The organism is Streptomyces sp. NPDC107521 (assembly GCF_055598485.1).
The window spans coordinates 77,197-100,819 of sequence record NZ_JBVKAT010000021.1; the positions used below are offsets into that span (position 1 = coordinate 77,197).

General features: G+C 72.4%; 22 protein-coding genes. 16 read left to right on the forward strand and 6 right to left on the reverse strand.

All coding sequences use genetic code 11. From position 1 onward, the window contains the following. Positions 1 to 114: 114 nt before the first annotated feature. A complete protein-coding gene (locus ACZ7LB_RS26295) occupies positions 115 to 1,503 on the reverse strand; it encodes an MBL fold metallo-hydrolase (RefSeq protein WP_471471685.1) in 1,389 nt (462 codons plus the stop codon). 401 nt (positions 1,504 to 1,904) lie between these two features. On the opposite strand from ACZ7LB_RS26295, the gene ACZ7LB_RS26300 reads away from it, so the two are divergent. Both ACZ7LB_RS26300 and ACZ7LB_RS26305 read left to right on the forward strand, forming a co-directional pair. Then, positions 1,905 to 2,162 carry a metal-sensitive transcriptional regulator gene (locus tag ACZ7LB_RS26300; protein WP_471471686.1) on the forward strand — a complete coding sequence of 86 codons (258 nt, stop codon included), beginning with the start codon at positions 1,905 to 1,907 and terminating at the stop codon, positions 2,160 to 2,162. A 321-nt stretch (positions 2,163 to 2,483) separates the two neighbouring features. Further along, positions 2,484 to 2,969, forward strand: a complete 486-nt coding sequence (locus tag ACZ7LB_RS26305) for an excalibur calcium-binding domain-containing protein (RefSeq protein ID WP_471471687.1) — start codon at positions 2,484 to 2,486, stop codon at positions 2,967 to 2,969. Between the two features lie 165 nt (positions 2,970 to 3,134). Here the strand turns inward: ACZ7LB_RS26305 and ACZ7LB_RS26310 are convergent, their stop codons facing one another. Then, positions 3,135 to 3,743 (reverse strand): CE1759 family FMN reductase, encoded by a 609-nt coding sequence (locus ACZ7LB_RS26310; RefSeq protein WP_471471688.1) that lies wholly within the window; start codon positions 3,741 to 3,743, stop codon positions 3,135 to 3,137. Between the two features lie 6 nt (positions 3,744 to 3,749). Beyond that, positions 3,750 to 4,868 carry an LLM class flavin-dependent oxidoreductase gene (locus ACZ7LB_RS26315; RefSeq protein WP_471471728.1) on the reverse strand — a complete coding sequence of 373 codons (1,119 nt, stop codon included), beginning with the start codon at positions 4,866 to 4,868 and terminating at the stop codon, positions 3,750 to 3,752. 463 nt (positions 4,869 to 5,331) lie between these two features. Here ACZ7LB_RS26315 and ACZ7LB_RS26320 point away from each other — a divergent pair, with 463 nt between their 5' ends. Beyond that, positions 5,332 to 6,186: an NmrA/HSCARG family protein gene (locus ACZ7LB_RS26320; protein ID WP_471471689.1), complete on the forward strand. Its 855-nt coding sequence runs from the start codon at positions 5,332 to 5,334 to the stop codon at positions 6,184 to 6,186. A 195-nt stretch (positions 6,187 to 6,381) separates the two neighbouring features. On the opposite strand, the gene ACZ7LB_RS26325 is transcribed toward ACZ7LB_RS26320, so the two are convergent. Continuing rightward, positions 6,382 to 7,572, reverse strand: coding sequence for a homogentisate 1,2-dioxygenase (locus ACZ7LB_RS26325; protein WP_471471690.1), 1,191 nt, complete (start codon positions 7,570 to 7,572; stop codon positions 6,382 to 6,384). Positions 7,573 to 7,736: 164 nt separating this feature from the next. On the opposite strand from ACZ7LB_RS26325, the gene ACZ7LB_RS26330 reads away from it, so the two are divergent. Genes ACZ7LB_RS26330 through ACZ7LB_RS26340 form a run of 3 tightly spaced genes read left to right on the forward strand, consistent with a single transcriptional unit; the run spans position 7,737 to position 10,942 of the window. Next, complete coding sequence (locus ACZ7LB_RS26330) at positions 7,737 to 8,885, forward strand: alpha/beta hydrolase (protein ID WP_471471691.1); 1,149 nt, start codon at positions 7,737 to 7,739, stop codon at positions 8,883 to 8,885. Next, positions 8,882 to 9,958: a mandelate racemase/muconate lactonizing enzyme family protein gene (locus ACZ7LB_RS26335; RefSeq protein WP_471471692.1), complete on the forward strand. Its 1,077-nt coding sequence runs from the start codon at positions 8,882 to 8,884 to the stop codon at positions 9,956 to 9,958. The genes ACZ7LB_RS26330 and ACZ7LB_RS26335 overlap by 4 nt, the downstream gene beginning before the upstream one ends. Positions 9,959 to 9,988: 30 nt before the next feature. Next, entirely contained in the window at positions 9,989 to 10,942 is a 954-nt protein-coding gene (locus tag ACZ7LB_RS26340; protein WP_471471693.1) for an MBL fold metallo-hydrolase, read from the forward strand. Between the two features lie 608 nt (positions 10,943 to 11,550). On the opposite strand, the gene ACZ7LB_RS26345 is transcribed toward ACZ7LB_RS26340, so the two are convergent. Beyond that, entirely contained in the window at positions 11,551 to 12,018 is a 468-nt protein-coding gene (locus ACZ7LB_RS26345; RefSeq protein ID WP_471471694.1) for an OsmC family protein, read from the reverse strand. Next, positions 12,015 to 13,613, reverse strand: coding sequence for an FAD-dependent monooxygenase (locus ACZ7LB_RS26350; RefSeq protein ID WP_471471695.1), 1,599 nt, complete (start codon positions 13,611 to 13,613; stop codon positions 12,015 to 12,017). Before ACZ7LB_RS26350 ends, ACZ7LB_RS26345 begins: the two co-directional genes overlap by 4 nt. A 190-nt stretch (positions 13,614 to 13,803) precedes the next feature. Between ACZ7LB_RS26350 and ACZ7LB_RS26355 the strand changes: the two genes are divergently transcribed. From ACZ7LB_RS26355 to ACZ7LB_RS26400, 10 genes are all read left to right on the forward strand, one after another. Then, complete coding sequence (locus ACZ7LB_RS26355; protein WP_471471696.1) at positions 13,804 to 14,496, forward strand: IclR family transcriptional regulator; 693 nt, start codon at positions 13,804 to 13,806, stop codon at positions 14,494 to 14,496. A gap of 152 nt (positions 14,497 to 14,648) precedes the next feature. Beyond that, complete coding sequence (locus ACZ7LB_RS26360; protein WP_471471697.1) at positions 14,649 to 15,368, forward strand: peroxiredoxin-like family protein; 720 nt, start codon at positions 14,649 to 14,651, stop codon at positions 15,366 to 15,368. 80 nt (positions 15,369 to 15,448) lie between these two features. Beyond that, positions 15,449 to 16,696: an ABC transporter substrate-binding protein gene (locus ACZ7LB_RS26365; protein ID WP_471471698.1), complete on the forward strand. Its 1,248-nt coding sequence runs from the start codon at positions 15,449 to 15,451 to the stop codon at positions 16,694 to 16,696. Then, positions 16,693 to 17,496, forward strand: a complete 804-nt coding sequence (locus ACZ7LB_RS26370; RefSeq protein WP_471471699.1) for an ABC transporter ATP-binding protein — start codon at positions 16,693 to 16,695, stop codon at positions 17,494 to 17,496. The genes ACZ7LB_RS26365 and ACZ7LB_RS26370 overlap by 4 nt, the downstream gene beginning before the upstream one ends. Further along, positions 17,493 to 18,275, forward strand: a complete 783-nt coding sequence (locus tag ACZ7LB_RS26375) for an ABC transporter ATP-binding protein (protein ID WP_471471700.1) — start codon at positions 17,493 to 17,495, stop codon at positions 18,273 to 18,275. Before ACZ7LB_RS26370 ends, ACZ7LB_RS26375 begins: the two co-directional genes overlap by 4 nt. Further along, the gene (locus tag ACZ7LB_RS26380) at positions 18,272 to 19,171 is read left to right on the forward strand and encodes a branched-chain amino acid ABC transporter permease (RefSeq protein WP_471471701.1); all 900 of its coding nucleotides are present in this window, start codon (positions 18,272 to 18,274) and stop codon (positions 19,169 to 19,171) included. The genes ACZ7LB_RS26375 and ACZ7LB_RS26380 overlap by 4 nt, the downstream gene beginning before the upstream one ends. Beyond that, positions 19,164 to 20,426: a branched-chain amino acid ABC transporter permease gene (locus tag ACZ7LB_RS26385; RefSeq protein WP_471471702.1), complete on the forward strand. Its 1,263-nt coding sequence runs from the start codon at positions 19,164 to 19,166 to the stop codon at positions 20,424 to 20,426. The genes ACZ7LB_RS26380 and ACZ7LB_RS26385 overlap by 8 nt, the downstream gene beginning before the upstream one ends. A gap of 49 nt (positions 20,427 to 20,475) precedes the next feature. Next, positions 20,476 to 21,249 carry a CoA transferase subunit A gene (locus ACZ7LB_RS26390; protein ID WP_471471703.1) on the forward strand — a complete coding sequence of 258 codons (774 nt, stop codon included), beginning with the start codon at positions 20,476 to 20,478 and terminating at the stop codon, positions 21,247 to 21,249. Continuing rightward, entirely contained in the window at positions 21,246 to 21,881 is a 636-nt protein-coding gene (locus tag ACZ7LB_RS26395) for a CoA transferase subunit B (RefSeq protein WP_471471704.1), read from the forward strand. The genes ACZ7LB_RS26390 and ACZ7LB_RS26395 overlap by 4 nt, the downstream gene beginning before the upstream one ends. A gap of 294 nt (positions 21,882 to 22,175) precedes the next feature. After that, a complete protein-coding gene (locus tag ACZ7LB_RS26400) occupies positions 22,176 to 23,621 on the forward strand; it encodes a serine/threonine-protein kinase (RefSeq protein WP_471471705.1) in 1,446 nt (481 codons plus the stop codon). The last annotated feature ends 2 nt before the right edge of the window (positions 23,622 to 23,623 follow it).

Genomic DNA, 23,623 nt, shown 5'->3' on the forward strand with positions numbered 1-23,623 from the left:
GGAGAGGCAGCGGAACGGGAACGGAACGCGGGAGAGCGGGCGCGCCCGCACAGGGCTCGCCGGAAGGAGGTCCCGTGCGGGACGCCGGCGGTGGGAAGAGGGGAAGGCGGCGGGTCAGGCGGCGGCGGGCGTGTTCGCCAGGGCCCAGGCGGCCCAGCCGCCGAGCACGTCGGAGACGTCGTCGAAGCCGTGGTGGCGCAGCAGGCTCGCGGCGATCGAGGAGCGGTGACCGCCCGCGCAGTGCAGGACCAGCGGCTTGTCGCGCGGGATCTCGTCGAGGCGGCGCGGCAGCTCGCCCAGGGCGATGTGCAGGGCACCCTCGATGAACCCGTTCTCGCCGCGCTCGCCGCAGTTGCGGACGTCGACGACGACCGGCGGGTTCGGCCCGTCCAGCTCGGCGCGGAGCTGGACGGCGGTCAGGCGGCTGGCCGGGGAGACCTCGTCGGCCATCGCGGCGAGCGCCTCGTCGGGTGCGGCCAGATACCCGGCGACGCGGTCGAAGCCGATCCGGGCGAGCCGGGTGACGATCTCCTCCTCCCGGTTCTCCGGCGCCACGACCAGCAGCTCCGCACCGGACGGCAGCACGGTGCCGGCCTGCTCGGCGAACCGGCCGTCCGCGGGCACGTTGACCGCGCCGCGCGCGTGACCGGCGGCGAACTCCTGCGGATCACGCGCGTCGACCACCACCGCGCCCGCCGCGCGCCGGGCCAGGAAGTCCGCCACGCCCAGCGCCCGCGACGCGCTCGCCGGGTCGAACAGCTCCCGCTCCCGGCGGTTGAGGTCCGCGTCGTAGGCGAAGTAGCCGGGGGCCGCCGACTGGCCGGCGGTCACGAGGGCGACGAAGTCCCGCTCGCTCATCGGCGCACAGGCGTAGTTCGTCGCGCGCTGCTCGCCGATCGTCGACTGCCGCTCGGTGGACAGGTTCTTGCCGCAGGACGAACCGGCGCCGTGGGCGGGGAAGACCCGTACGTCGTCGGCCAGCCCCATCAGCTTGTTCTGCACGCTGTCGTGCAGCATCGCGCCCAGCTCGTCGGCGGTGACCCCGACCGAGGCCAGCAGGTCCGGGCGGCCGACGTCGCCGATGAACAGCGCGTCACCGGTCAGCACGCCGTACGGGACGGCGTCGTCGGCGTGCTCGTACACCAGGACGCTGATCGACTCCGGCGTGTGGCCCGGCGTCTCCATGATCTTCAGCGTCACGTCGCCGAGGCCGATGACGTCGCCCTCGGCGAGCCCCCGGATCGCGTACTCGGTCTCGGCCCGGTGCCCGTAGCCGATCCACGCGCCGGTGCGGTCGGCCACCTCCAGGTGACCGGCGACGAAGTCCGCGTGGAAGTGCGTGTTGATGACGCCCACCACGGTGAAGCCGTGGGCCTCGGCGTCGTTCAGGTACTCCGACACGTCCCGGCGCGGGTCCACGATCACGGCCTGGCCGGTGGTCTCGTCGGCGATCATGTACGACGCCTGGGACAGGCACTCGAGGTAGTACTGCGAGAAGAACACGGAACCTCCGGAACAGGACGGGATCTATACCCTGGGGGGTATTCGGCAGATCGCGGGGCGGCCCGGTGCGGGGGTGGGCGCACGGGGTGGCGGTCGCACCCGGCTCTCGGCCCGCCGGGAACCGGCGTGGCGGCGGCCGTGAGTGCCGGATCGCGATGGATACCCTATGGGGTATCGCTGATTCGACCGTACGGAGTGCCGCCCGCGATGTCAAATACCCTGGGGGGTATCGACTGGGGCGGGGGCGGGTGGGGTCGTGTCGGCCGGTGTGCGCCAAGAGGGGTTCGCCCCGGAGTCGAGGCCGCGGGCCTCGCCGGCGAAGCCCCGGTGGGGGCGACGGGGCTCCGGAGTGGATACCCCCCTGGGTATTATGGTCGGGACCGAAGGGGAATCACGTGCACATGGACGAAGAATCGACGCGCCCCGTCCTGAACCGCCTGCGGCGGGCCCAGGGGCGGCCGACCGCCGTGATCGCGATGATCGAGGCGGGCCGTGGCTGCGAGGACGTCGTGACACGGCCGGCCGCCGTCTCCCGTGCCCTGGACCGGGCCGGGTTCAAGATCGTCGCCAACGGGATGCGGCAGTGCCTCGCGGGGGACTCCGGCGCCCCGCCCATGTCGCAGGAGGAGCCGGAGAAGCGCTTCCTCGCCCCGGCGTGACCGCCGGCGGGGCCCGCGAAGCGGCCGTCGGTCCTCGAAGGCCCCGCCACGCACGACCGCTCCCTCCATGGGTGCTGCGCCGGGAGGTGGGTGCGGGTCGCGTTCCGGGCCCCCGGTGTCCCGGACCTCCGCGTCGCGGGCGCGTGACGTCGCCCGCGTCGCGGCCCTGCTCGCCACCGGCACGCCCCGCCGCCCGTCGCGCCCGCCGCACGGTGGCCCGGGCCGTGGGCGGTCCCGCGGTCGAACGTCATGTCACGGTTTCACATTTCCTTCACGTGAGCGCTAACGTCCTCTGATCCGCACCCATCTGACGGGGGATCAATGACCCATCCGTACGCTCCCGTGCCGCCGTCCACCCCGGGGCGCCTCGCCCCCAAGTGGGCCCGCAAGCGGTACGTCCTCCCCGCTCTCGGGCTCGTCTTCCTCATCGGCGTCGGAGCGGGCGCCGGTGACTCCGGGTCCCGGGACGACGCGAAGGCCGTGGCCGCGGCCCCGACGGTGACCGCCACGGCCACGGCCACCGCGACGGTCACGGCGAGCCCCACCGCCGAGCCGGAGCCCGCGCCCACCGTCACGAAGACCGTCGAGGTCGAGGTGGAGGTGACGGAGACCGTCACCGAGCGGCCCGCCTCCGACGGCGGCTCCGCCTACGGAGACGACAGCGACGGCGGCGGCGGGAGCAGTGTGTACTACCGGAACTGCGCCGCCGCCCGGGCCGCCGGTGCCGCCCCCGTCCACCGCGGCGAGCCGGGGTACGCCTCCCACCTCGACCGTGACGGCGACGGCATCGGCTGCGACCGGGGATAGCGGAGGCGGCGGACGGGATCCACGGCGGGACGGCGCGGCCGGACCGGTCGCCGCCCCGGCGTGCGGGGAGCCGTTCACCCCGTCCGGCTGCGGGGCCGTGCCGCGGCCCCGCCGCGCGGGGGCCGCGTCCCTCCGTGCCCGGCGCGACGGCGGCCTTCCCGCCGGTCAGCCGCCGAGGAGCGCGCGCATGCTCGTCAGGTCCTCGTCGTCGGCGCTGCGCCGGGTGCGCGGCCCGCATCCCGCGATCAGCCGGGTGAAGTCGGCCGCCGCGGCGTCGACGCGGGCGGCCAGCGCGGAGCCCGCCGCGGCCGTGCCGAAGTCGTCGGTCGCCGCGTACACCCCGCGGGGCGAGACGATGGCGTGCAGATAGGAGAACATCGGCCGCAGGGCGTGTTCGAGCACCAGCGAGTGGCGTTCGGTGCCGCCGGTGGCGCCGATGAGTACGGGCATGTCCGCGAGGGTCTCCTCGGGCAGCACGTCGAAGAACGACTTGAACAGCCCGCTGAAGGAGGCGTTGAAGGCGGGGGTCACCGCGATCACGGCGTCCGCCCCGGCGAGCTCCCCGAAGGCGGCCTCCAGCCGCTCGGAGGGGAAGCCGGTGAGCATCGCGTCCATGATGTCGTGCCCCAGGGGCCGCAGTTCCAGCACCGTGGCGTCCACGGTCCGCCCCTCGGCCTCCAGCGCGGCCCGCGTCGCGGACTCCAGCCGGTCGGCCAGCAGCCGGGTGGAGGAGGGCTGGCGCAGACCGCTGCTGAGGGTGACCAGTCTCGTCATGGCGGATCAGCTCCTCGTCCCGGTGTCCGCTCCGGCCCCGGCACCCGCCTCCGCGAGGGCCCGCTCGCGCAGCAGGGCGTGCGTCGGCGCCGGTGGCACGTCGGCGGGCCTGCCGACGGCGAACTCCTTGCGGAGCACGGGCACGACCTCCTCACCCAGCAGGTCGAGCTGCTCCAGGACGGTCTTGAGCGGCAGTCCGGCGTGATCGATCAGGAAGAGCTGGCGTTGGTAGTCACCGGCGTACTCGCGGAATCCCAGGGTGCGTTCGATCACCTGCGCCGGGGAGCCGACGGTCAGCGGGGTGAGGCTGCTGAAGTCCTCCAGGGACGGACCGTGCCCGTAGACGGGGGCGTTGTCGAAGTACGGGCGGAACTCGTCCACGGCCTGCTGGCTGTTGGGCCGCATGAAGATCTGTCCGCCGAGGCCCACGATGGCCTGACGGGCGCTGCCGTGGCCGTAGTGCTCGAACCGCGTGCGGTAGAGCTCGACCATGCGCTGGGTGTGCGAGGCGGGCCAGAAGATGTGGTTGGCGAAGAAGCCGTCGCCGAAGTACGCGGCCAGTTCGGCCACCCCGGGGGTGCGGATGGAGCCGTGCCAGACGAACGGCGGAATGCCGTCCAGCGGGCGCGGAGCGAGGGTGAAACCCTGGAGCGGGCCCCTGAACTCCCCTTCCCAGTCGACCACTTCCTCCCGCCACAGTCTGCGCAGCAGCGTGTAGTGCTCGACGGACAGCGGCATCGCCTGCCGGATGTCCTGCCCGAACCACGGGTAGACGGGACCGGTGTTGCCCCGTCCGAGGATGATGTCGGTGCGCCCGCCGGAGAGGTGCTGGAGGACCGAGAAGTCCTCCGCGATCTTGACCGGGTCGTTGGTGGTGATCAGCGTCGTCGAGGTGGACAGCACGATCCGCTCGGTCAGCGCGGCGATGTGGCCGAGCAGGGTGGTGGGGGAGGACGGCACGAACGGCGGGTTGTGGTGCTCGCCGGTCGCGAAGACGTCCAGGCCGACCTCCTCGGCCTTCCTCGCGATGGCCACCGTGTCCTGGATGCGCCGGGCCTCGGTGGGCGTGACGCCGGTGGTGGGATCGGTGGTGACGTCGCCGACGGTGAAGATCCCGAACTGCATGCCGTCCGCCGAGGAGGGTTCCATGAGCGATTCCTCCGGATCACTTGCTCACCTGCGTGCCCCCCGTTCTCCCGCGGCGCGGGAGCGGTCCCGGCGCAGGGCGGTCCCCCGCCACCACGCTCCTCCACCCCCCGGCATTCCGCAACCGTGCGCGGCACGGACCCCGGGCGGCCGCGCGGAGCCAGGCCCCCGGCGCCGTGCGCGGTACGGCCCCGGGCGTTCCGCGCCGCGCTGGAGGGGCACCCGGCGGGGGAGCCGACGCCCCCGGGGGCCCGGTCCGCCGGAGACCCCTCCCGGGTCTCGGGGGAGCCGCCCCCGGGCGCGGCGGCGTACGGCGCGGGAAGGCCCAGGGTGCCCGGCAGCCCCGGCAGCCCCGGCAGCCCCGGCAGCCCCGGGCGCACCGCCGGGCGAGCCGGGCACCCGGCCCCCTTCCGATTCCGATGTGAGAGCGAGCTGACGGATCATGAGCGGTTCAGTGGCGGTTCTGGGAGCGACGGGCGGGCAGGGCGGCGCGGTCGTCGACGCCCTGCTGGCCCGGGAGGTGCCCGTGCGGGCGGTCGTGCGGTCTCCCGGTTCGGGACGGGCGGAGGCGCTGCGGCGACGCGGTGCCGAGGTGGTCGCGGGGGACATGGGGGACGTGGAGAGTCTGACCGCCGCGTTCACCGGGGTCCGGGCGGCGTTCGCCGTCACGACCCCCTTCGAGGAGGGCGTCGACGCGGAGGTCCGCCAGGGCCGGGCCGTCGTCGCCGCCGCGGGCGCGGCACGGCTGCCGTACCTCGTCTTCTCCTCGGTGGCGGGCGCCGACCGGGAGACCGGGGTGCCGCACTTCGACAGCAAGCACCGCACCGAGGCCGTGCTCCACGAGTCCGGGCTCGACTGGACGGTCGTCGCGCCGACGTACTTCTTCGACAACATCCTGGGGGACACGGCCGCCCTCAGGGACGGCCGGCTGCCGCTGCCGCTCGCGCCGGACCAGCGGCTCCAGCAGATGGCCCGGCACGACCTGGGGGAGTTCGTCGCGCATCTGGTCGGGGACCCGGGGCCCCATGCGCACCGGCGGATCGAACTCGCCGGTGACGAACCGACGCCCACGGAGATGGCCGCGGACGTGGGCAACACGCTGGGGCGGCAGGTGCGTCCGGTGAGCGTTCCCCTCTCCTCCGTGTACGCGGGCAGCGACGACATGGGCGCCATGTGGACCTTCCTGCGCGACCACGGCTACCGGGTCGACATCGCGGCGCTCAGGTCCGCCCATCCGGACGTGGGATGGACGAGCTTCGCCTCGTGGGTCGCGCGGGAGCCCGCCCTCGCGGGGTGAGGCACCGCCGCTCCGGCTCCCACCGGACCGGATGGCCCGGGGCCGGGCGGCGCTCGCGGGCCCGCGCCGTCGTCGTCCGGCGGGTGCGGCCGTTCCGGTGCCGCGGCGGCCGGGGGCCGGTTCCGGACCGTTCCGGAACCTGCCCCCGGCCGCCGCGGAGGACGCACGGGCCGTCCGGGCGCCGGTCGGGGGCGGTCACCGCACTCCGGTGACGTCCTGACCCCAGCCGTGCGCCCAGCTCCACGGGTAGTCGGCGTCCTCGATGCCGGCGGCGGCCTCGCCGAGGAAGAGCGGGCGGAACGTGTCGATCATGACCGCGGTCTCCTCCGTGCGCGTGGCCGACAGCGACTTCTCCAGGCTGCCCGCCTGCGGACCGTGGATGTAGCCCGCCGGATGCAGGGAGATGGAACCCTGCGCGATGCCGGAACCGGCCCGGCTCATGAAGTCGCCGCCGGAGTAGAAGAGCACCTCGTCGGAGTCCACGTTCGCGTGGGCGTAGGGCACCTTGACCGCTTCCGGGTGGTAGTCGAACATCCGCGGGACGAAGGAGCAGATCACGAAGCCCGGGGCCTCGAAGGTGATGTACGTCGGCGGCGGCAGGTGCAGCGCGCCGGTGGAGGGCATGTAGTCGGCGATGTTGAGGGCGTACGGGTAGTTGTACCCGTCCCAGCCGACGACGTCGAAGGGGTGGAAGGCGTAGCTGTAGCGCGTGACACCGGTGCGCGTGCGCACGAGGACGTCGGCCGGGCCGGTGCGCGTCTCGATCAGCCGCGAAGGACCGCGCACGTCGCGCTCGTTGTACGGGGAGCCGTCGAGGAACTGGCCGAGCGGCGACATGAAGCGCTTGGGCGGGCGGATGTGGCCGCCGCCGCTGGACTCGACGATCAGCAGGCGCAGGCTCTCGGAGGTCAGCCGCCACCGGTGGGTGGTGGAGGTGGGGATGACGACGTAGTCACCGCCGCGCACCTCGAGTTCGCCGAAGGAGGACTCGACGACCGCCTCGCCCGCCTCGACGTACACCAGTTCGTCACCGACCGCGTTGCGGTAGAGACCGCCGCTCTCGGTGGCGTGCACGTAGGAGACGGTGAGGTCGCTGTTGCCCATCAGACGGTGCCGGCCGAGGACGGTGTCGGCGGCCGGGGCCAGTTCATGGGTGCGCAGGTGCCGGGGGAGCAGCGGCTCGTTCGCGACGCCGGGCGGCCCGGGCTGGTCGACCGACTCGGCACCGGTGATCACCGTCGGCGGGTTCTGGTGGTAGAGGAACGACTGGTTCCAGGCGAAGCCCTCTTCACCCTGCATCTGCTCGTAGTAGAACTCGCCGTCGGGCTTCCGGAACTGCGTGTGGCGCTTCGGCGGGACAGTGCCGAGCCGCTGGTAGTAGACCATCTAGGGTTCTCCGATAATCGGCGACACAGTGCGAATAGCGAGAGTATGTGTCAGTCATCCGGTGCTGTCAACGGGGCGCGGAATGGTTGACAGGTCGCCGAGGCGTCGGTGTAGCGTGAGCTTGCCTAAATAACGAAGCTAAAGCTCGATAATCGGATGTGGGAATGGCTGTGCGGCAGCGAGAACTGTTCATGGTGCCGATGGGCACCGGCGCCCGTCCGAGCGAGGTCTACTCCGGCGTCGCCCGTATGGCCGGGGTCCTCTGGTGCACCCGGGTACGGGCCCAGGAGGGACGCCGTGCCGACACGGCCGTCGTGGTCGTGCACCCCTCATCGAACTTCCTGGGGCACTACGCCCTTGAGGCATGGGCCGACCGCGGCGTCGACGCCGTGGCCATGACCACGCGGTACATCGGCAACGACACCGTCCTCCTCCTGGAGAACTGCGTGCTGGACGTCGCCGCGGTGATCGGCCAACTGCGGCTGGAGGGCTACGACAAGGTCGTCCTCGTCGGCAACTCCGGCGGCGGCGGGCTCATCTCCCTCTACCAGGAGCAGGCGGGGAAGGCGACCATCACCTCCTCCCCCGGAGGCGCGGGACCGGACCTCACCCAGTGCGAACTGCCCCCGGCGGACGCCCTGGTGACCCTCATGGCCCACCCCGGCCGGGCCAACCTGCTGGCGGAGATGCTCGACCCGGCGGTCCGCGACGAGGACGACCCCTTCGACCGGGACCCGGAGCTGGACCTGTTCGCCGAGGGACGCGAGGTGCCCCTGGACCCGGAATGGGTCGCGACGTACCGCGCGGCCCAGCTCGAACGCAACCACCGCATCACCGAGCTGGCCCGCACCCGGATCGCCGAGATCGTCGAGCGGACCGACGGCGCGCTGATGGACGCGCCGATGGTGGTCCACGCCACCTGCGCCGACCCGCGCAACGTGGACCTGTCGATCGACCCCACCGACCGCGAGCCCGGCACGCTCTGGGGCGAGCCCGCGGTGGCGAACCTGCTCCCGACGACACTGGGGCACTTCACCTCGCTCCAGTCCTGGCTCTCCCAGTGGTCGATGCGCACCTCGAACGGCGACGGGCCGACGCGGATGGGCGGCGTGGACGTCCCCGTCCACGTGATCTACGGAACCGCCGACCAGGCGTGCTTCCCCGAGCACGCGCGCCAGCTCCACGACGGCGTGCGGCACGACCGCAAGCGGATCACCCCGATCGTGGGCGGCAAGCACTACCTCAACGGCCAGAAGGAACTGACCCGTCAGATGTCCGAGGTGCTCGTCGACTGGGTCCGGGAGGTGCTGTGAGCACCGTCGAGCGGATCGAGACCAGCCACCACGCCATCCCGCTGGGCGCCGGCCGGGGCGGCTCCGGCGCCACCGAGGTCGATCTGATCCTGGTCCGCGTGACCGACGACGAGGGGGCCGAGGGCCTCGGCCTCACCTTCGGGCTCACCGGCGGCGCGGGCGCGGTCCGGCACCTGATCGACCACGACCTGACCGAGCTGTGCCGCGGGACCGCGCTCGACCACTGGCCCGCGACCTGGGAGAAGGCCTGGGCCCGCACCCACCGCCTCGGGCGCGGCCACGCGCTCCCCGCCCTCTCCGGGATCGACATCGCCGTCCACGACCTCCGGGCACGCCGCAGCGGCCTGCCCCTCTACCGGCACCTCGGCGCCCATCGCGACACCGTCCCCATCTACGGGAGCGGCCGTGCCACGCACGCGATGAGCGTCGACGAACTGATCGAGGGATCCCGCTCCTACGTCGCCGAGGGCCTCGACGCCGTCAAGCTCCGGGCGGGAGCGCTCGGCGCCGAGGAGGACGTGCGCCGCGTCGCCGCCGTGCGCGAGGCCCTGGGCCCCTCCGTGCGGATCATGGTCGACTGCAACGAACGGCTCGACCTCCCCACCGCGCTGTGGATGGCCCGGCGACTGGCCGATCTCGGCGTCTACTGGATGGAGGAGCCGCTGCGCTCCGACGACATCGAGGGACACCGGCAGCTCGCGGAGCGCGGCGGGGTGCCCGTCGCCGTCGGCGAGCACCTGCAGGGGAGGTTCGAGTTCGCCCAGTACCTGCGGCGCGACGCGGCCTCGGTCCTGCAGCCCGACCCGCCGCTGGGCGGCGGCGTCACGGAGTGGCTGCGCGTCTCGGCCGTCGCCGAGGCGGGGTCGGCCGTCCTGTCACCGCACTTCCTGCCCGAGCTCAACGTGCATCTCGCACTCGCGGTGCCGAACTGCCCGTACGTCGAGCACTTCCCGCTCATCGACGGGGTGCTGACCGAGACCATCGAGATCAGGGACGGCCATGCGCTGGCGCCCGACCGGCCCGGACACGGGCTGTGTTTCGATGAGGATCTGCTCGAGAAATACCGCATCTGACCACCAACGCATGGATGAAGGAGGCAGGCCGTGGCCAAGCCGTTCGCATCGACCGGAGACACCACCGCCAAGACCGAGACCCTGGAGCAGGTCGGGGAGGGCATCTGGGCCCTGACCGCCGAGGGCGACCCCAACGTGGGCGCCATCGAGGGCGAGGACTTCCTCGTCTGCTTCGAGGCCCGGGCGACCCCGCTGATGGCCCGCCGCTGGCTCGACCGGCTGCGCGAGCACACGGACAAGCCGGTCAAGCACCTGGTGCTCTCGCACTACCACGCCGTGCGCGTCCTGGGCGCCTCGGGCTTCGAGGCCGAGGAGATCATCGCCTGCGCCGAGACCGAGCGCCTGGTCCGCGAGCGCGGCCAGGAGGACTGGGACGTCGAGTTCGGCCGGATGCCGAGGCTCTTCGAGGGCCACGAGGGCATCCCGGGCCTGACCTGGCCCACGCGCACCTTCGACAAGCACCTCAGCATCGACCTCGGCGGCGACCGGGGAACGGTGGAGCTGAGCTGGCTCGGCAACGGCCACACCTCCGGCGACATCGTCGCCTACGTGCCCGCCCAGAAGGTGCTGTTCGCCGGTGACCTGGTGGAGAACGGGTCGGCCGTCTACACCGGCGACGCCTACCACCAGGACTGGATGACCGGCACCCTGGACCGCGTGGCCGAGTTCGACACCGAGGTGCTCGTCGGCGGCCGGGGCCGGATCGCCCGAGGCAAGGAGGAGGTGGCCCAGGCCATCCACCTGACGCGGGACTTCATCACCCGGCTGTTCACCTCCGTGGCCAAGGTCAAGGAGGCCGGCGGCGACATCCGCGCGGCCTACCAGGCGGCGCGCGCCGAACTGCTGCCCGACTACGGCGGCATGCCCGTGTTCGAGCACGCCACGGTCTTCGACGTGCAGCGGGTCTGGGACGAGCTCAACGGCGAGGCCCCGGCCATCTGGACCGTCGAGCGCGACCACGAGGTGTGGGACAGGCTGACCTGAGCCCCGGCCCGGGGAGGGCATCCCCGGGCCGCGCGGTGTCCCCTATATAGGGGACACCGTAGGGAGGGGACACCATGGTGAGGGGTGCGCCCGGGGACCACGTCCCCGGGCGCGCCCCTTTGCCGGCTCCCGGGGTGCCCGCGCGCCGCGCCCCGCGGCCCTGACCGCTGTGCGGTCGGTGCACGTCCGCCGTGCGGCCCCGTGCCCGGCCGCTTGCGCGGCTGCCCCGGGGCGCCCCGTCCGAGGGGCACGGCCTCGACCCCGACGGCGGTGCGGTCGTCACCCGCCCGCCGTGCCGTGTGTGTCACCGCCGGTCGCGCCCACGCCGCCGACGCCGTCCCGCACCCGCCCGCCGCGTACGACCCGCCCTGCACGCCTGCCCCGGGACCGCCGGCTCCCGCGTCCCGGGGGATGCGTGCGCGCACGCCCGCGGTGCTCCGGGCGGGGCGTACGGGAGGCGGCTGCGCCGGCCGGTGGGCGCCCCCGCCCCGCAGCGGACTCCGCCGCCGGCGGCACACCGCCCCGTACCCGCCACGCCACCCGGCCTCCCCCGGCAACGCGAAAGGCGGGTGAGGGGGACCCTCACCCGCCTTCCCGGCCGTCCCGGCTCAGAGGACGGTGATCTCGCTGGTCAGTTCGATCGACCCGCCGATGCTGCGGGCGATCGGGCAGTGCCGGTGGTGCCGGTCGTGGACCTTCTCGATGTCCTCGACGGACACCTCGGGCGCGCGCTCCAGTTCGTACCGGACGTGGATGGCGGAGATGCGCAGCACGCCCCCGTCGCGGATGACGGTGCCCCGCGCGGACGTCGTCAGCGCACCGTCCAGCACGGGCTGGCCGAGCGCGCCCAGCATGCCGCCCAGGGTGCCGGTGAGGCATCCGGCGGCCGCCCCGACGAGGTAGTCGAGCGTGGTGGCGTTCGGCTCCACGTCGGCCGAGTCCACCCGGTAGTGGGCGCTGATCTCGTCGCGCATGCCCATGGGCACCTCGCCCGCCAGTGGCAGCCGCACCATCTTCGTGCGGCCGGGTGCCGGGCGTACGGACACCTCGATGGTCTGGACGATGTCGTCGCTCACAGGGAAGCCGCTTCCACTCGGGGGGTGTCGGTGACGGGACGGCCCAGGGCCCGGTCGAGGGCGGCCCGGACCCCGGTGCGCCAGTCGTCGGAGGCGGTGAAGGCCGCCGCGACGTAGCAGTCGGGACGGACGAGGTAGACGCGGTCGCCGGCCGCCCTGAGCACGGGGCCGCTGTCCTCCTCGTGGACCAGGGTCGTGGCTGGGTGGCGGTCCGTGCCGGGGTCGGTGGGCGCGGTGTAGCGCAGCGGCGCTCCGGCCGCCGCGGGCACGTGGACCAGGGTGAAGTCGCCGTCGAGCAGATGCCGGAGCGGGCGCCGCCCGTCCCCGGACGAGACCAGCACGTCGGGCATCAGGTCGCCGGGGCGCGGCCCGGGGCCGTCGTCGCCGTCGGCGGGGGAGGTCAGCGGCGAGTCCCGGTAGGGGAACGGCTCGTAGAGCTTGCCGCTGTCGACCCGGGACCCCTGGCCGCTGTCGGCCGCGGCGGCGGCCAGGATGTCGTTGCGCGCGGCCAGGCCCTCGGCGGTGCCCGGCGTCATGAACTTCATCGACGCGCCGGTGATCGCCACGTGGTGCGTCGCGGCCGAGGCGCGTTCGTGGTGGTAGGAGTCCAGCAGTCCGCCGCCCGCCTCCCCGCGCAGGACCGCCGCGAGCTTCCAGACGAGGTTGGCGACGTCCTCCATACCGGAGTTCATGCCGCGCGCGCCGAACGGGGAGACCACGTGGGCGGCGTCGCCGACGAGGAAGACCCTGCCCCGCTGGAACTCGCCGGCCCGGCGCTGCTGGAAGGTGTAGCCGTTGCAGCGCAGGATCTCCGTCTCCAGCGGACCGACCCCGGCGTGTTCGAGCACGTCCGCGATCCGGCGGGTGACGCGCCCGGACCGGTTCTCCTCGGCCGGGTCGAGGTCGGGGGAGACCTGCCAGTCCAGCCGCCAGGTGTCCTGGCCGATGTTGTGCATCAGCACGATGCCCTCCGGATAGAACGGAGGGGAGAACCAGAGCCGGCGCTCGCTGGTGAAGGGGAGCGCGGCGCGGAAGTCGCAGACGAGGAAGTGGCCGTTGGTGGCCTCGCCGTCGTAGTCGATGCCGAGCCCCTTGCGGGTGGGGCTGCGCACGCCGTCGGCGGCGATGACGTACCGGGCGCTCAGCTCATGGGTGGTGCCGTCGGCGTCCTCGTACCGGACGAGGGCCCCGTCCCCCTTCTCACCGGGGTCGACGACGGTGGCGGTGACGCCGTGGACGATCTCGGCCTCCGGGGCTGCCGAGACGTGCTCGTGCAGCAGCTCCTCGATCCGGAACTGGGGGAAGTTCACGAACGGGGGGTTGGGCGAGGTCTCCGGGACGGGCCAGCGGAGGGTCACGACCTCGGCGTCGCCGTAGTACGTGCGGCCGATGGACCAGCGGGCGCCGTCGGCCCGGATCTCCTCGGCGATGCCCAGCCGGTCGTAGAGGGAGAGGATGTCACCCTGGACGGTGACGGCCCGGGACTGACCGCAGCTTGGGGTGGTCCGGCGCTCGAGGACGGTGCTGCGGATTCCAGCGCGCGCGAGCAGGGCGGCGGCGGCGAGCCCAGTCGGGCCGCCTCCGATGATGATCACAGGAGCAGAGTCACGCTGCACGGGGTCACTCTCTTCGATAATCGGGCGGTCCGTTCTAATATTGAGTAGCACCATTAAGTGGGTGTCGACGTGGGTTGTCAAGGTCGTCGGTAAGGTTGGCGCGGCATAGCGTGACCCGGCGCCGCGACGGCCGGTGTCGGTGGCGCGGTTGGTTCAGAGGAGGAGACACGTGGCGGGCGAAGCGAAGGCTCCGGGCGAGTTGGCCCAGACCCTCGATCGCGGTTTGCGGGTGCTGGAGTACCTCGGTACCGCCCCGGAGGGGTTCACGGCGACCGAGGTGGCCCAGTACATCGGTGTCCATCGCTCCATTGCGGCGCGGTTGCTGGTGACGCTCACCCATCGAGGCTTTGCGTCGAAGATGACGGACGGGAGGTACATCGTCGGCACCAGCGTCTTCCGGCTGGCGCGGATGGTGGCGCGCGATCTGGTGTCCGTGGCCCAGCCGATGCTGCGCGACGCGACGGACCGGACGATGGCCACGTCGGTGCTGCACATCGCCGACGGCGACGAGGTGGTCACCCTGCTGTCGATAGAGCCCCCCTCCGCGACCTTCCGGGTGGGGATGCGGGTGGGTGCCCGCGGCCCCCTGGACCTGGCGGCGCACGGGGTGGCCATCCTGGCCGGGCGCGACCCCGTCGAGGGCGAGCGCGTCGAGATCGCCCGGGCCCGGGAGCTGGGCTACGCCGTCACGACCGGCGTGGTGGTGCCCGGGTATACCGGGATCTCGGCGCCGGTGGTGGTCTCCGGGCAGGTCGACGCGAGCGTGGGGCTGGTGGTCCCGGACTCGCGCGCGTCCGAGCTGGACATTCTGACCGCCGAGGTGCTCGGGCTGGCGGAGGCGCTGTCGCTGGCCGCGGGCTGATCGCCGGCGTCCGAAGGTGAGGTCCCGGGGCTGAGGCCCCGGGACCTCATCGTTGTTTTCCCCGACGTTTCACCTCTTGACAGGCTTCCGGCCCCAGTGTTGTGTTCTCGTTTAACGAACGGTTCATTCGTTTATCGGTTAAGGGAGAAGCCGTGGCCAGTACCTCTTCCACCCCGTCGGAGAGCGCCCCCGCCCAGAGCGAGCGAGAGGGGTCCCTGGCCAGCCTGAGCCGGCAGCTGGCCGACTTCGCCGCCACGGTCAAGCGCCCGGACGAGGCCAAGAAGGCGATCAACGAGGCATTCGAGGAGATCGAGGCCAAGGGGCTCGTGCCGGGCCTGGAGATCGGTGACCTCGCCCCCGACTTCACGCTCCCCGACGCCCGCGGCGGACAGGTCGGTCTCTCCGAACGTCTTGCCAGGGGCCCGGTCGTCCTGATCTTCTACAGGGGGTCCTGGTGCCCCTACTGCAACCTGGAACTGCGTGCCTACCAGGCCGCACTCCCCGAGTTCGAGCGGGCCGGCGCCAGTCTCGTCGCGGTGAGCCCGCAGCGCCCGGACGACACCCTGTCCATGGCCGAGAAGAACGAGCTGGCCTTCGACGTCCTCTCCGACGCGGAGCAGGAGGTGCTGGAGGCCTACCGGATCCGCTTCGAACTGCCCGAGGGGATCACCGAGCACATGCTCGAGGGCACCCTCGCCGCGCTGGCACGCCAGCAGCCCAACGGCCGGTTCAGCCTGCCGGTCCCGGCGACCTTCGTGATCGACCCCCAGGGACGTGTCCGCGCACGGCACGTCTCGATGGCCTACCGCACCCGGATGGAACCGGCCGACGCGCTGGCCGCGATCCGGGAGATCCGGGCCGAACACTCCTGACCGTCCCACGAGATGCCCGCGCGGGTGGGCGCGCTGATGACACGTGCAACCAAATCGTCCACGGCCAGAAGGAATTCAAGATGAGTCACCAGATCGTTCGACGCCGCAGCCGGGTCCGGGGGATCGGCACGCTCCTCCTCGCGGGAGGACTGACCCTCACCGCCTGCGCCACCAGCAAGACCTCCGTGGACGCATCGCCCGGTGTCACCAAGGACAAGATCACCCTCGGTGTGCTCACCGACATCACCGGTCCCTTCAAGGCGATCGACGAGCAGCAGAACCTCGGCGTCAAGCTCTACTGGGACGAGAAGAACCGCACCGGTGACACCTGCGGCCGCAAGGTGGAGATAGCCACCCGCGACCACGGCTACGACCCCCAGAAGGCGCTCTCCCTGGCGGGCGAGCTGAACAAGGACGTACTGGCCTACCAGGTCACCGTGGGTTCGCCGCCCACCTCGGCCGTCCTCCCCGAACTGGAGGAGCAGAAGATCATCGGCGTGGCCATGAGCTGGTCGCCGGTGCTCGGCGCCTCCGACGCCCTGATCATCCCGGGCACCTACTACAGCGTCGAGATGGTCGGCGCCCTCGACTACCTCGTCGAGCAGGGCACGGTGAAGTCCGGCGACTCCGTCGGCCACATCTACTTCGCGGGCGACTACGGCGAGCCGGCCTTCGAGGGCCTGAAGCACTCCGCGGGCCAGCACGGCGTCAAGGTCGTCGGCTCCCAGATCGACCCCTCCGTCACCGACGTGACCTCCCAGGTCGCCGCGCTCCAGGCGAAGAAGGTGAAGGCCGTCTTCATCAACGCCTCGCCCACGCAGCTCGCCTCGCTCGCCAGCCTGACGGAGTCCAAGGGGCTGGACGTCCCGATCGTCTCCTCCGCCCCGGCCTTCGCGCCCCAGCTCCTCGACACCAACGCGGCGAAGATCCTGGAGAAGCGCGCGCTGGTCGTCAGCAGCGTGATCCCGTTCTCCGGCGACACCCCCGCCGCGAAGAAGGTCGCCGAGCTGTACGGCAAGTCCGGCAGCAAGGTCCCGGCCAGCATGTGGGTCGTCCTCGGCTACGCGGCCTCCAGCATCATGGACCAGGCGATCACCGCGGCCTGCGAGGACGACGAGGTCTCCCGCGACTCCCTGTGGGACGCCTACCAGAAGCTCGGCAAGGTCGACACCGACGGCGCCACCGTCGACCTGGACTTCAGCCGCAACGGTGAGACCCCGTCCCGGAGCATCAACGTGCTGCGCCCCTCGACCTCCGTCAAGGGCGGCCTCGAACCGGTCACGGAGGGCTTCGTCGGGAAGAACACCGAAGGGTACGGGTCCAAGTGAGTTCCCCCGACCTCTCCCGGGAGTCGCCGCCCCCGATCCTGGCCCTGGACGGAGTCGGCGTCCACTACGGCGCCGCCACCGAGGCACTGAGCGGGGTCTCCCTGACGGTGCGGCCGGGCTCGGCGGTGGCGCTCCTGGGGAGCAACGGCGCGGGAAAGAGCACCACCCTCCGCTCGATCTCGGGCGTGCTGGTCGGACACGGCGGACGCCAGACCTCCGGGACGATCCACTACGAGGGCCGGCCGCTCGACGGGGTCCCGGCGGACCGCCGGGTCCGCATGGGGATCGTGCAGGTGCCGGAGGGGCGGCAGATCTTCACCAGCCTGAGCGTGGAGGAGAACCTCCGGATCGGCCGCCACGGCAAGCGGGCCGACCGGTCCGGAACCCAGGCCGACCTCCAGCACGCCTTCGAGATGTTCCCGATCCTCGGGGAACGCCGGCACCAGGCGGGCGGCCTCCTCTCGGGCGGCGAGCAGCAGATGCTGGCCATCGCCCGGGCGCTGATGGCGAGCCCCCGGCTGCTGGTGCTCGACGAGCCCTCGCTCGGCCTGGCACCGAAGATCGTCGACCAGATCGCGGGCATCGTCCGCCGGATCAACGAGGACGGCACCTCGGTGCTGATCGTCGAACAGAACGCCCATGTGGCACTGGAACTGACCGAGTACGCCTATGTGCTCGCCGGAGGAAAGGTCGTGGTCGAGGGGGCCTCGGCCGACCTGAAACGGAGTGAGGACGTGCAGCGTGCCTATCTCGGAGGCGACCTGGTGCCGACGGGCGAACAGGTGAGGGGGGCAGGATGACCGGGGCATCCCTGAGCGTCAAGGACGTCACCCTGCGGTTCACCGGCGTGGTGGCGCTGTCGGAGGTCACCTTCGAGGTGGAACCCGGCACCGTCCACGCCGTCATCGGACCCAACGGGGCCGGCAAGTCCTCGCTGTTCAACGTGTTGTCGGGGCTCTACCGGCCGCAGACCGGCTCGGTCGCGCTGGACGGCGTCGAGCTGATCGGCCGGCGGCCGCACCGGATCGCCCAGCTCGGCGTCGGGCGGGCCTTCCAGAACGCCTCGATGTTCGACGACCTCACCGTCGCCGAGCACCTGATGATCGGGCAGCACCGCTTCGGCCGGGGCGGACTGCTCGCCTCGGGGCTGCGGCTGCCGTACGAGCGCCGCGCGGAACGCGAGGCACGCGCCGTCGCCGAGGAGGCCGCCGCCTACTTCGGACTGACCGAGCACCTGGACGCGCTCGCCGCCGACCTGCCCTACGGGCTGCAGAAACGGGTCGACCTCGCCCGGGCCGTCGCCACCACGCCCAAGCTGCTGCTCCTCGACGAGCCGGCCGCCGGGCTGCACACGCACGAGAAGGTGGAGATGACGGGGGTGATCAAGCGACTGGCCGCGGAAAGGGACCTGAGCGTGCTCCTGGTCGAACACGACATGCCACTGGTGATGGAGCTGGCGGACAGCCTCACGGTGCTGGACTTCGGCTCGGTCATCGCCTCCGGCGAACCGTCCGTCGTCAGCCGTGACGAGCGGGTCGTCGCCGCCTACCTCGGCACGGCGGCGGAGGCGACGGCATGAACTTCTTCATGAGCCTGCTGATCTCGGGCATCTCGGTGGGCGCGCTCTACGCGCTGGTCGCCCTCGGCATCGTGATCGTCTACAAGGCGTCGTCCGTCGTGAACTTCTCCCAGGTCTCCTTCCTGATGCTGGGCACCTACGTGGTGGCCAGCGCCTACACGACCTACGACCTGCCGTTCTGGGCGGCCCTGCTGCTCGGAGCGGTCTTCACCGTGCTGCTCGGCCTGGTGGTGGAGCGGCTGCTCATCCGCCGCTTCACCCGCACCAACTCGGTGGTCGCGGCGAGCATCATGACCATCGGGCTGGACATCGCCATCGCGACCGAGGTGCAGCGCCGCATCGGCGCCAGCATCCTGCCCCCGGGCGACCCGTGGGGCGACTCACTGGTGACGGTCGCCGGCATCACCGTCCCGCAGGTGCGGGTCGTCGCCCTGGTGCTGAGCCTGCTCTTCCTCGGACTGTTCCAGCTCTGGCTGCAGCGCTCCGACTTCGGCATCGCCATGCGCGCCACGGCCGAACGGCCCGACACCGCGGCCCTGATGGGCATCCGCCTCTCCTGGGTGGCTGCCACCGCGTGGGGCCTGGCCGGCCTGCTCGCCGTCCTCGCCGGTGTCTTCCTTGTCGCGTTCCCCAGCCCGGGCCTCGACGGCGGCGTCACGCACCTGGCGCTGCGGGCGCTGCCCGCCGCGATCATCGGCGGACTGCGCGCCACCTCGGGCGCGATCGTCGGCGGTGTGATCGTCGGGGTGACCGAGTCGATGGTCCTCGGCTACCACGACCAGTTGTCGTTCCTCGGCCAGGGCCTGGAGACGGTGGCGCCGTACGTCGTGATGCTGATGGTCCTGTTGTGGAGGCCCAACGGCCTCTTCGGGGCGAAGGAGTTGAGTCGTGTCTGAGCAGGTCGTCATCCGCAGTGAGCCCGCGGTGCCGGACGCCCCGGCGTCCGCCGCCGTGACGACGCGGCAGGGCACCGGCCGCCGGTGGCCGCTCCTGACCGGGTCGCGGTGGAAGGGGGTGGTGGTCGCCGTCGCGGTGGTGGCCGTGCTCCTCGCCGTCCCCTACTACCTCGGTTCGTTCTGGCTGAACCTCGGCACCTTCGCCGCGGCCACAGCCATCGGCGCCATCGGGCTGACCGTGCTCTACGGCAGGGTGGGCCAGCTCTCGCTCGCGCACTCCTTCTTCCTGGCGGTCGGTGCCTACGGCTACATCTTCTTCGCCGCCGAACCGGGGTCCGGCCAGTGGGGCCTCGGCCTTCCCCCGTTCCTCGCGGTGATCGCCGCGGTGGTCCTCGCCGGTGTCTGCGGACTGCTGTGCAGCCCGATCGCGGCCCGGCTGAAGGGGATCAGCCTCGGTGTCGCCACCATCGCCCTGGTCTTCATCGGTCAGCACGTGCTCTTCTCGGTGCCCGCGCTGAGCGGCGGCTTCAACGGCCGCGCCGTCCCCGCGCTCACCGTGGGGGGCGTCGAACTCCTGGGCACCGAACCGGAGCTGGTGATCGGGGGCGTCCCGTTCGAACGGGCGGAGCGGCTCTGGCTGCTGTGCGCCCTGGCCCTGGCGCTGACCTGGTGGTTCACCCGGCGCGCCCTGCACAGCCGGACCGGGCGCGCGTTCGTCGCGATCCGCGACGGTGAGCACCAGGCCGCCGCGCTGGGCATCGACGTGGCGCGGGTACGGGCGATGGCGTTCCTGTTCTCCGCGGTGCTGGCCGGTCTCGCGGGCGTCCTGCTCGCCGTGGCCTTCCGCAGGGTGGTTCCGGAGTACTGGAGCCTCATGCTGGCCCTGCAGTTCCTGGCCATGATCGTGATCGGCGGGGTCGGCTCCCTGGGCGGTGCCGTCGGCGGCGCCCTGTTCGTCACCCTGCTGCCGCTGCTGCTGCAGCGCTACGGCTCGCAGATCCCGGGCCTGGACACGGACCCGGGCGGGGCGTTCCCCCCGTCGGTGGTCGCCCAGCTCGCGTTCGGTGTGCTGATCGTGCTGATCATGCTCGTCGAACCCAAGGGCCTCACGGAGATCGCCCGCCGGGTGGTGCGTTCCGTCACCGGCGCGGAACGGGTCCGGCGGCTGGTGCCGCCCCGTTTCCTCGCGGGCTCCCCGGCCCCGGCCCCGGAGCCGTCGCCCGGGCCGTCCGGATCACCGAATCGCAGCGAGTAGCACGACACGGCCGAGCCGGGCCGATCGGCCCGGCCGAGGAGGAGTGGGTGTGGACAAGGTAGTGGGATCCGCCGCGGAGGCGGTGGCCGGCATCCGCAGCGGCATGTCGCTCGCGGTGGGCGGATTCGGACTGTGCGGGATACCGGCGGTGCTGATCGAGGCCCTGCTGGACGCGGGGGTCGACGGACTGGAGGTCGTGTCCAACAACTGCGGCGTCGACGACTGGGGGCTGGGCCGGCTGCTGGCGGCCCGGCGCATCCGGCGCATGGTGTCGAGCTACGTGGGGGAGAACAAGGAGTTCGCCCGGCAGTACCTGGCCGGCGAGTTGCAGGTCGAACTCACCCCGCAGGGCACCCTGGCCGAACGGCTGCGCGCGGGAGGGTCGGGCATCCCGGCCTTCTACACCCGGACCGGCGTGGGCACCCAGGTCGCCGAGGGCGGCCTGCCCTGGCAGTACGACGCCGCCGGCGGGGTCGCGGTCGCCTCCCCGCCGAAGGAGACCAGGTCCTTCGGGACCCCGGACGGGACCGCGCACTTCGTGCTGGAGAACGCCATCGTCTGCGACGTCGGGCTGGTCCGGGCCTGGCGCGGCGACCGGCACGGCAACCTCGTGTTCCACCGCTCCGCCCGGAACTTCAACCCCCTGGTGGCCATGTCCGGGCGGTTCACCGTCGCGGAGGTGGAGGAACTCGTGGAACCCGGCGAGCTGGACCCGGACGCGATCCACACCCCCGGTGTGTACGTGCAGCGCGTGGTGCCCCTGACACCGGAGCAGGCGGCGGACAAGCGGATCGAGCGGCGGACTGTGAGGGAGCGCGCATGACCGGCTGGACACGCGACGAGATGGCGGCGCGGGCCGCCCGCGAGCTGACCGACGGGTCGTACGTCAACCTGGGGATCGGGCTGCCGACCCTGGTGCCCAACCACGTCCCCGACGACGTGGAGCTGGTGCTGCAGAGCGAGAACGGCATCCTGGGCGTCGGCGCCTACCCGTACGACGAGGACGTCGACCCGGACCTGATCAACGCCGGGAAGGAGACCGTGACGCTCAGACGGGGCGCCTCCTTCTTCGACTCGGCGACCAGCTTCGGCATGATCCGCGGCGGCAAGATCGACGCGGCGATCCTGGGCGCGATGCAGGTCTCCGCCAAGGGCGACATCGCCAACTGGATGATCCCCGGCAAGATGGTCAAGGGCATGGGCGGCGCCATGGACCTGGTGCACGGCGCCAAGAGGGTGATCGTCCTCATGGAGCACCTGGCCAAGGACGGCTCGTACAAGATCGTCGACGAGTGCTCGCTCCCCTACACCGGCAAGGGCGTGGTGCAGCGGATCATCACCGACCTGGCCGTCATCGACATCACGGAGGAGGGGCTCCGCCTGGTGGAGACGGCTCCCGGCGTCACCGAGCGGGAGGTCCGCGAGGCCACCGAACCGCCCCTGCTCACGGGCTGAGCCCCGTCCACGGGATCGGACCAGACAGCCGGGGCGGGAGCGGCCGGGGCGGTCGGAACGGTACGGCCCGGCAGGGCCCGTGCCCGGCGGTCCGCGCCGTCCGGTCCCGGCGGTCCGTGTCCCTCCGGGTCCCGGCGGTGCGACCGCGCGGCCCCGCGACCCGTATCCGGTCCGGGCCCCTTGGATCACAACTGCACAAGAGACATTGAGGAGTTGGGGCGAGCGTCCGCCATCGGTCCGTGTATAGGGTTGGTGCCTGGAGGGATCTTAAGGACCGGCCGACGAGGGGGACCGATGGAAGCGTTGCAGCCCGGCGATCCGCGCCACGTGGGCACCTACCGGATCGTGGGCCGGCTCGGCGCCGGCGGCATGGGGCAGGTGTTCCTCGGGCGATCGGCCGGGGGGAGACCCGTGGCCGTCAAGGTGATCCGACCCCAGTACGCGGCGGATCCGGGCTTCCGGCGGAGCTTCGCCCAGGAGGTGGAGGCGGCCCGGCGGGTCGGCGGGTTCTTCACCGCGCAGGTGGTCGACGCCGATCCCGACGCCGAACAGCCCTGGCTGGTCAGCGCCTTCGTGCCGGGACCCTCGCTGCAGGCGGTGGTGGCCGGGCACGGCGGGCTGCCGCCCGGGGCGCTGCGGGTGCTGGCGGCCGGTCTGGCCGAGGGGCTCGAAGCCATCCACCAGTGCTCCCTCGTCCATCGCGACCTGAAGCCGAGCAACGTCATCATGGCCGCCGACGGGCCGCGCGTCATCGACTTCGGCATCGCGCGGGCGCTGGAGGCCACCTCGCACACGGTCAGCGGGGTGATCACCGGCACCCCGGCCTACATGTCGCCCGAACAGGCCCGCGGCGATCGGGAGATCGGCCCGGCGAGCGACGTGTTCGCCCTCGGCTGCGTGCTGTCCTACGCGGCCTCCGGCAGCGCTCCCTTCGGCGACGGGCACCCCGCCGCGATGATCTACCGCATCGTCCAGGAGGAGCCCGACCTCAGTCTCGTCGACCACGAGATGCGCGGCCTGGTCGCCGCCTGTCTGGCCAAGGACCCGGAGGCCCGGCCCACCGCCGCCGGGATCCTCGGCTCCGTATCCGGCGACACCTCCGACGGCGACTGGCTGCCCGCCCCGGTCACCGGCATGATCAGCGAATTCGGGGCCGCCCACCGTGTGCCGGACGGGGACGGGGGCACCGGCGCCACCGTGCCCGCCGCCGACGGAGCGGACTCCGCCCGGACGGCCACGCCCGACCCCGGGACCAGGGTCCACGGGACCGGTCCCGACGCCCCGCCCGCCGCTCCCCGGCGGCGCCGCGGTCTGGCGCGGCTGTTCCCCGCCCGCCGGGGCCGGGACGAACCGGTGGACGCGGTCCCGTCCACCGACGCGCGCTCCCTCACCCAGGGCTGGAACGGGCTGCCCTGGGGAGCGGGCGTCGCCGACTTCACGGCGCGGTTCGCCGGGGCCGGGCAGCAGAACGGCGAGTGGTGGGTCACGGGCCTCGGCCCCGAGACGTTCTGCGGGATCACCATGGACACGCAGTACGCCTTCAACGGGCGCGGCCGGTTCTGCATGGTCGTCTTCTACCCCGAGCCCGAGGACCGGGAGCGGCTGACCGTGGCGGTGCTGGAGACGATGGGCGCGCCCGACGGCACGACGACCAAGTGGACCCGGGGCAAGGTCGTCGTGGACGTGAAGGTGGCGGGCATCGCGGCCACCATGACCCACACCGGCTTCGACGCGCACTGACC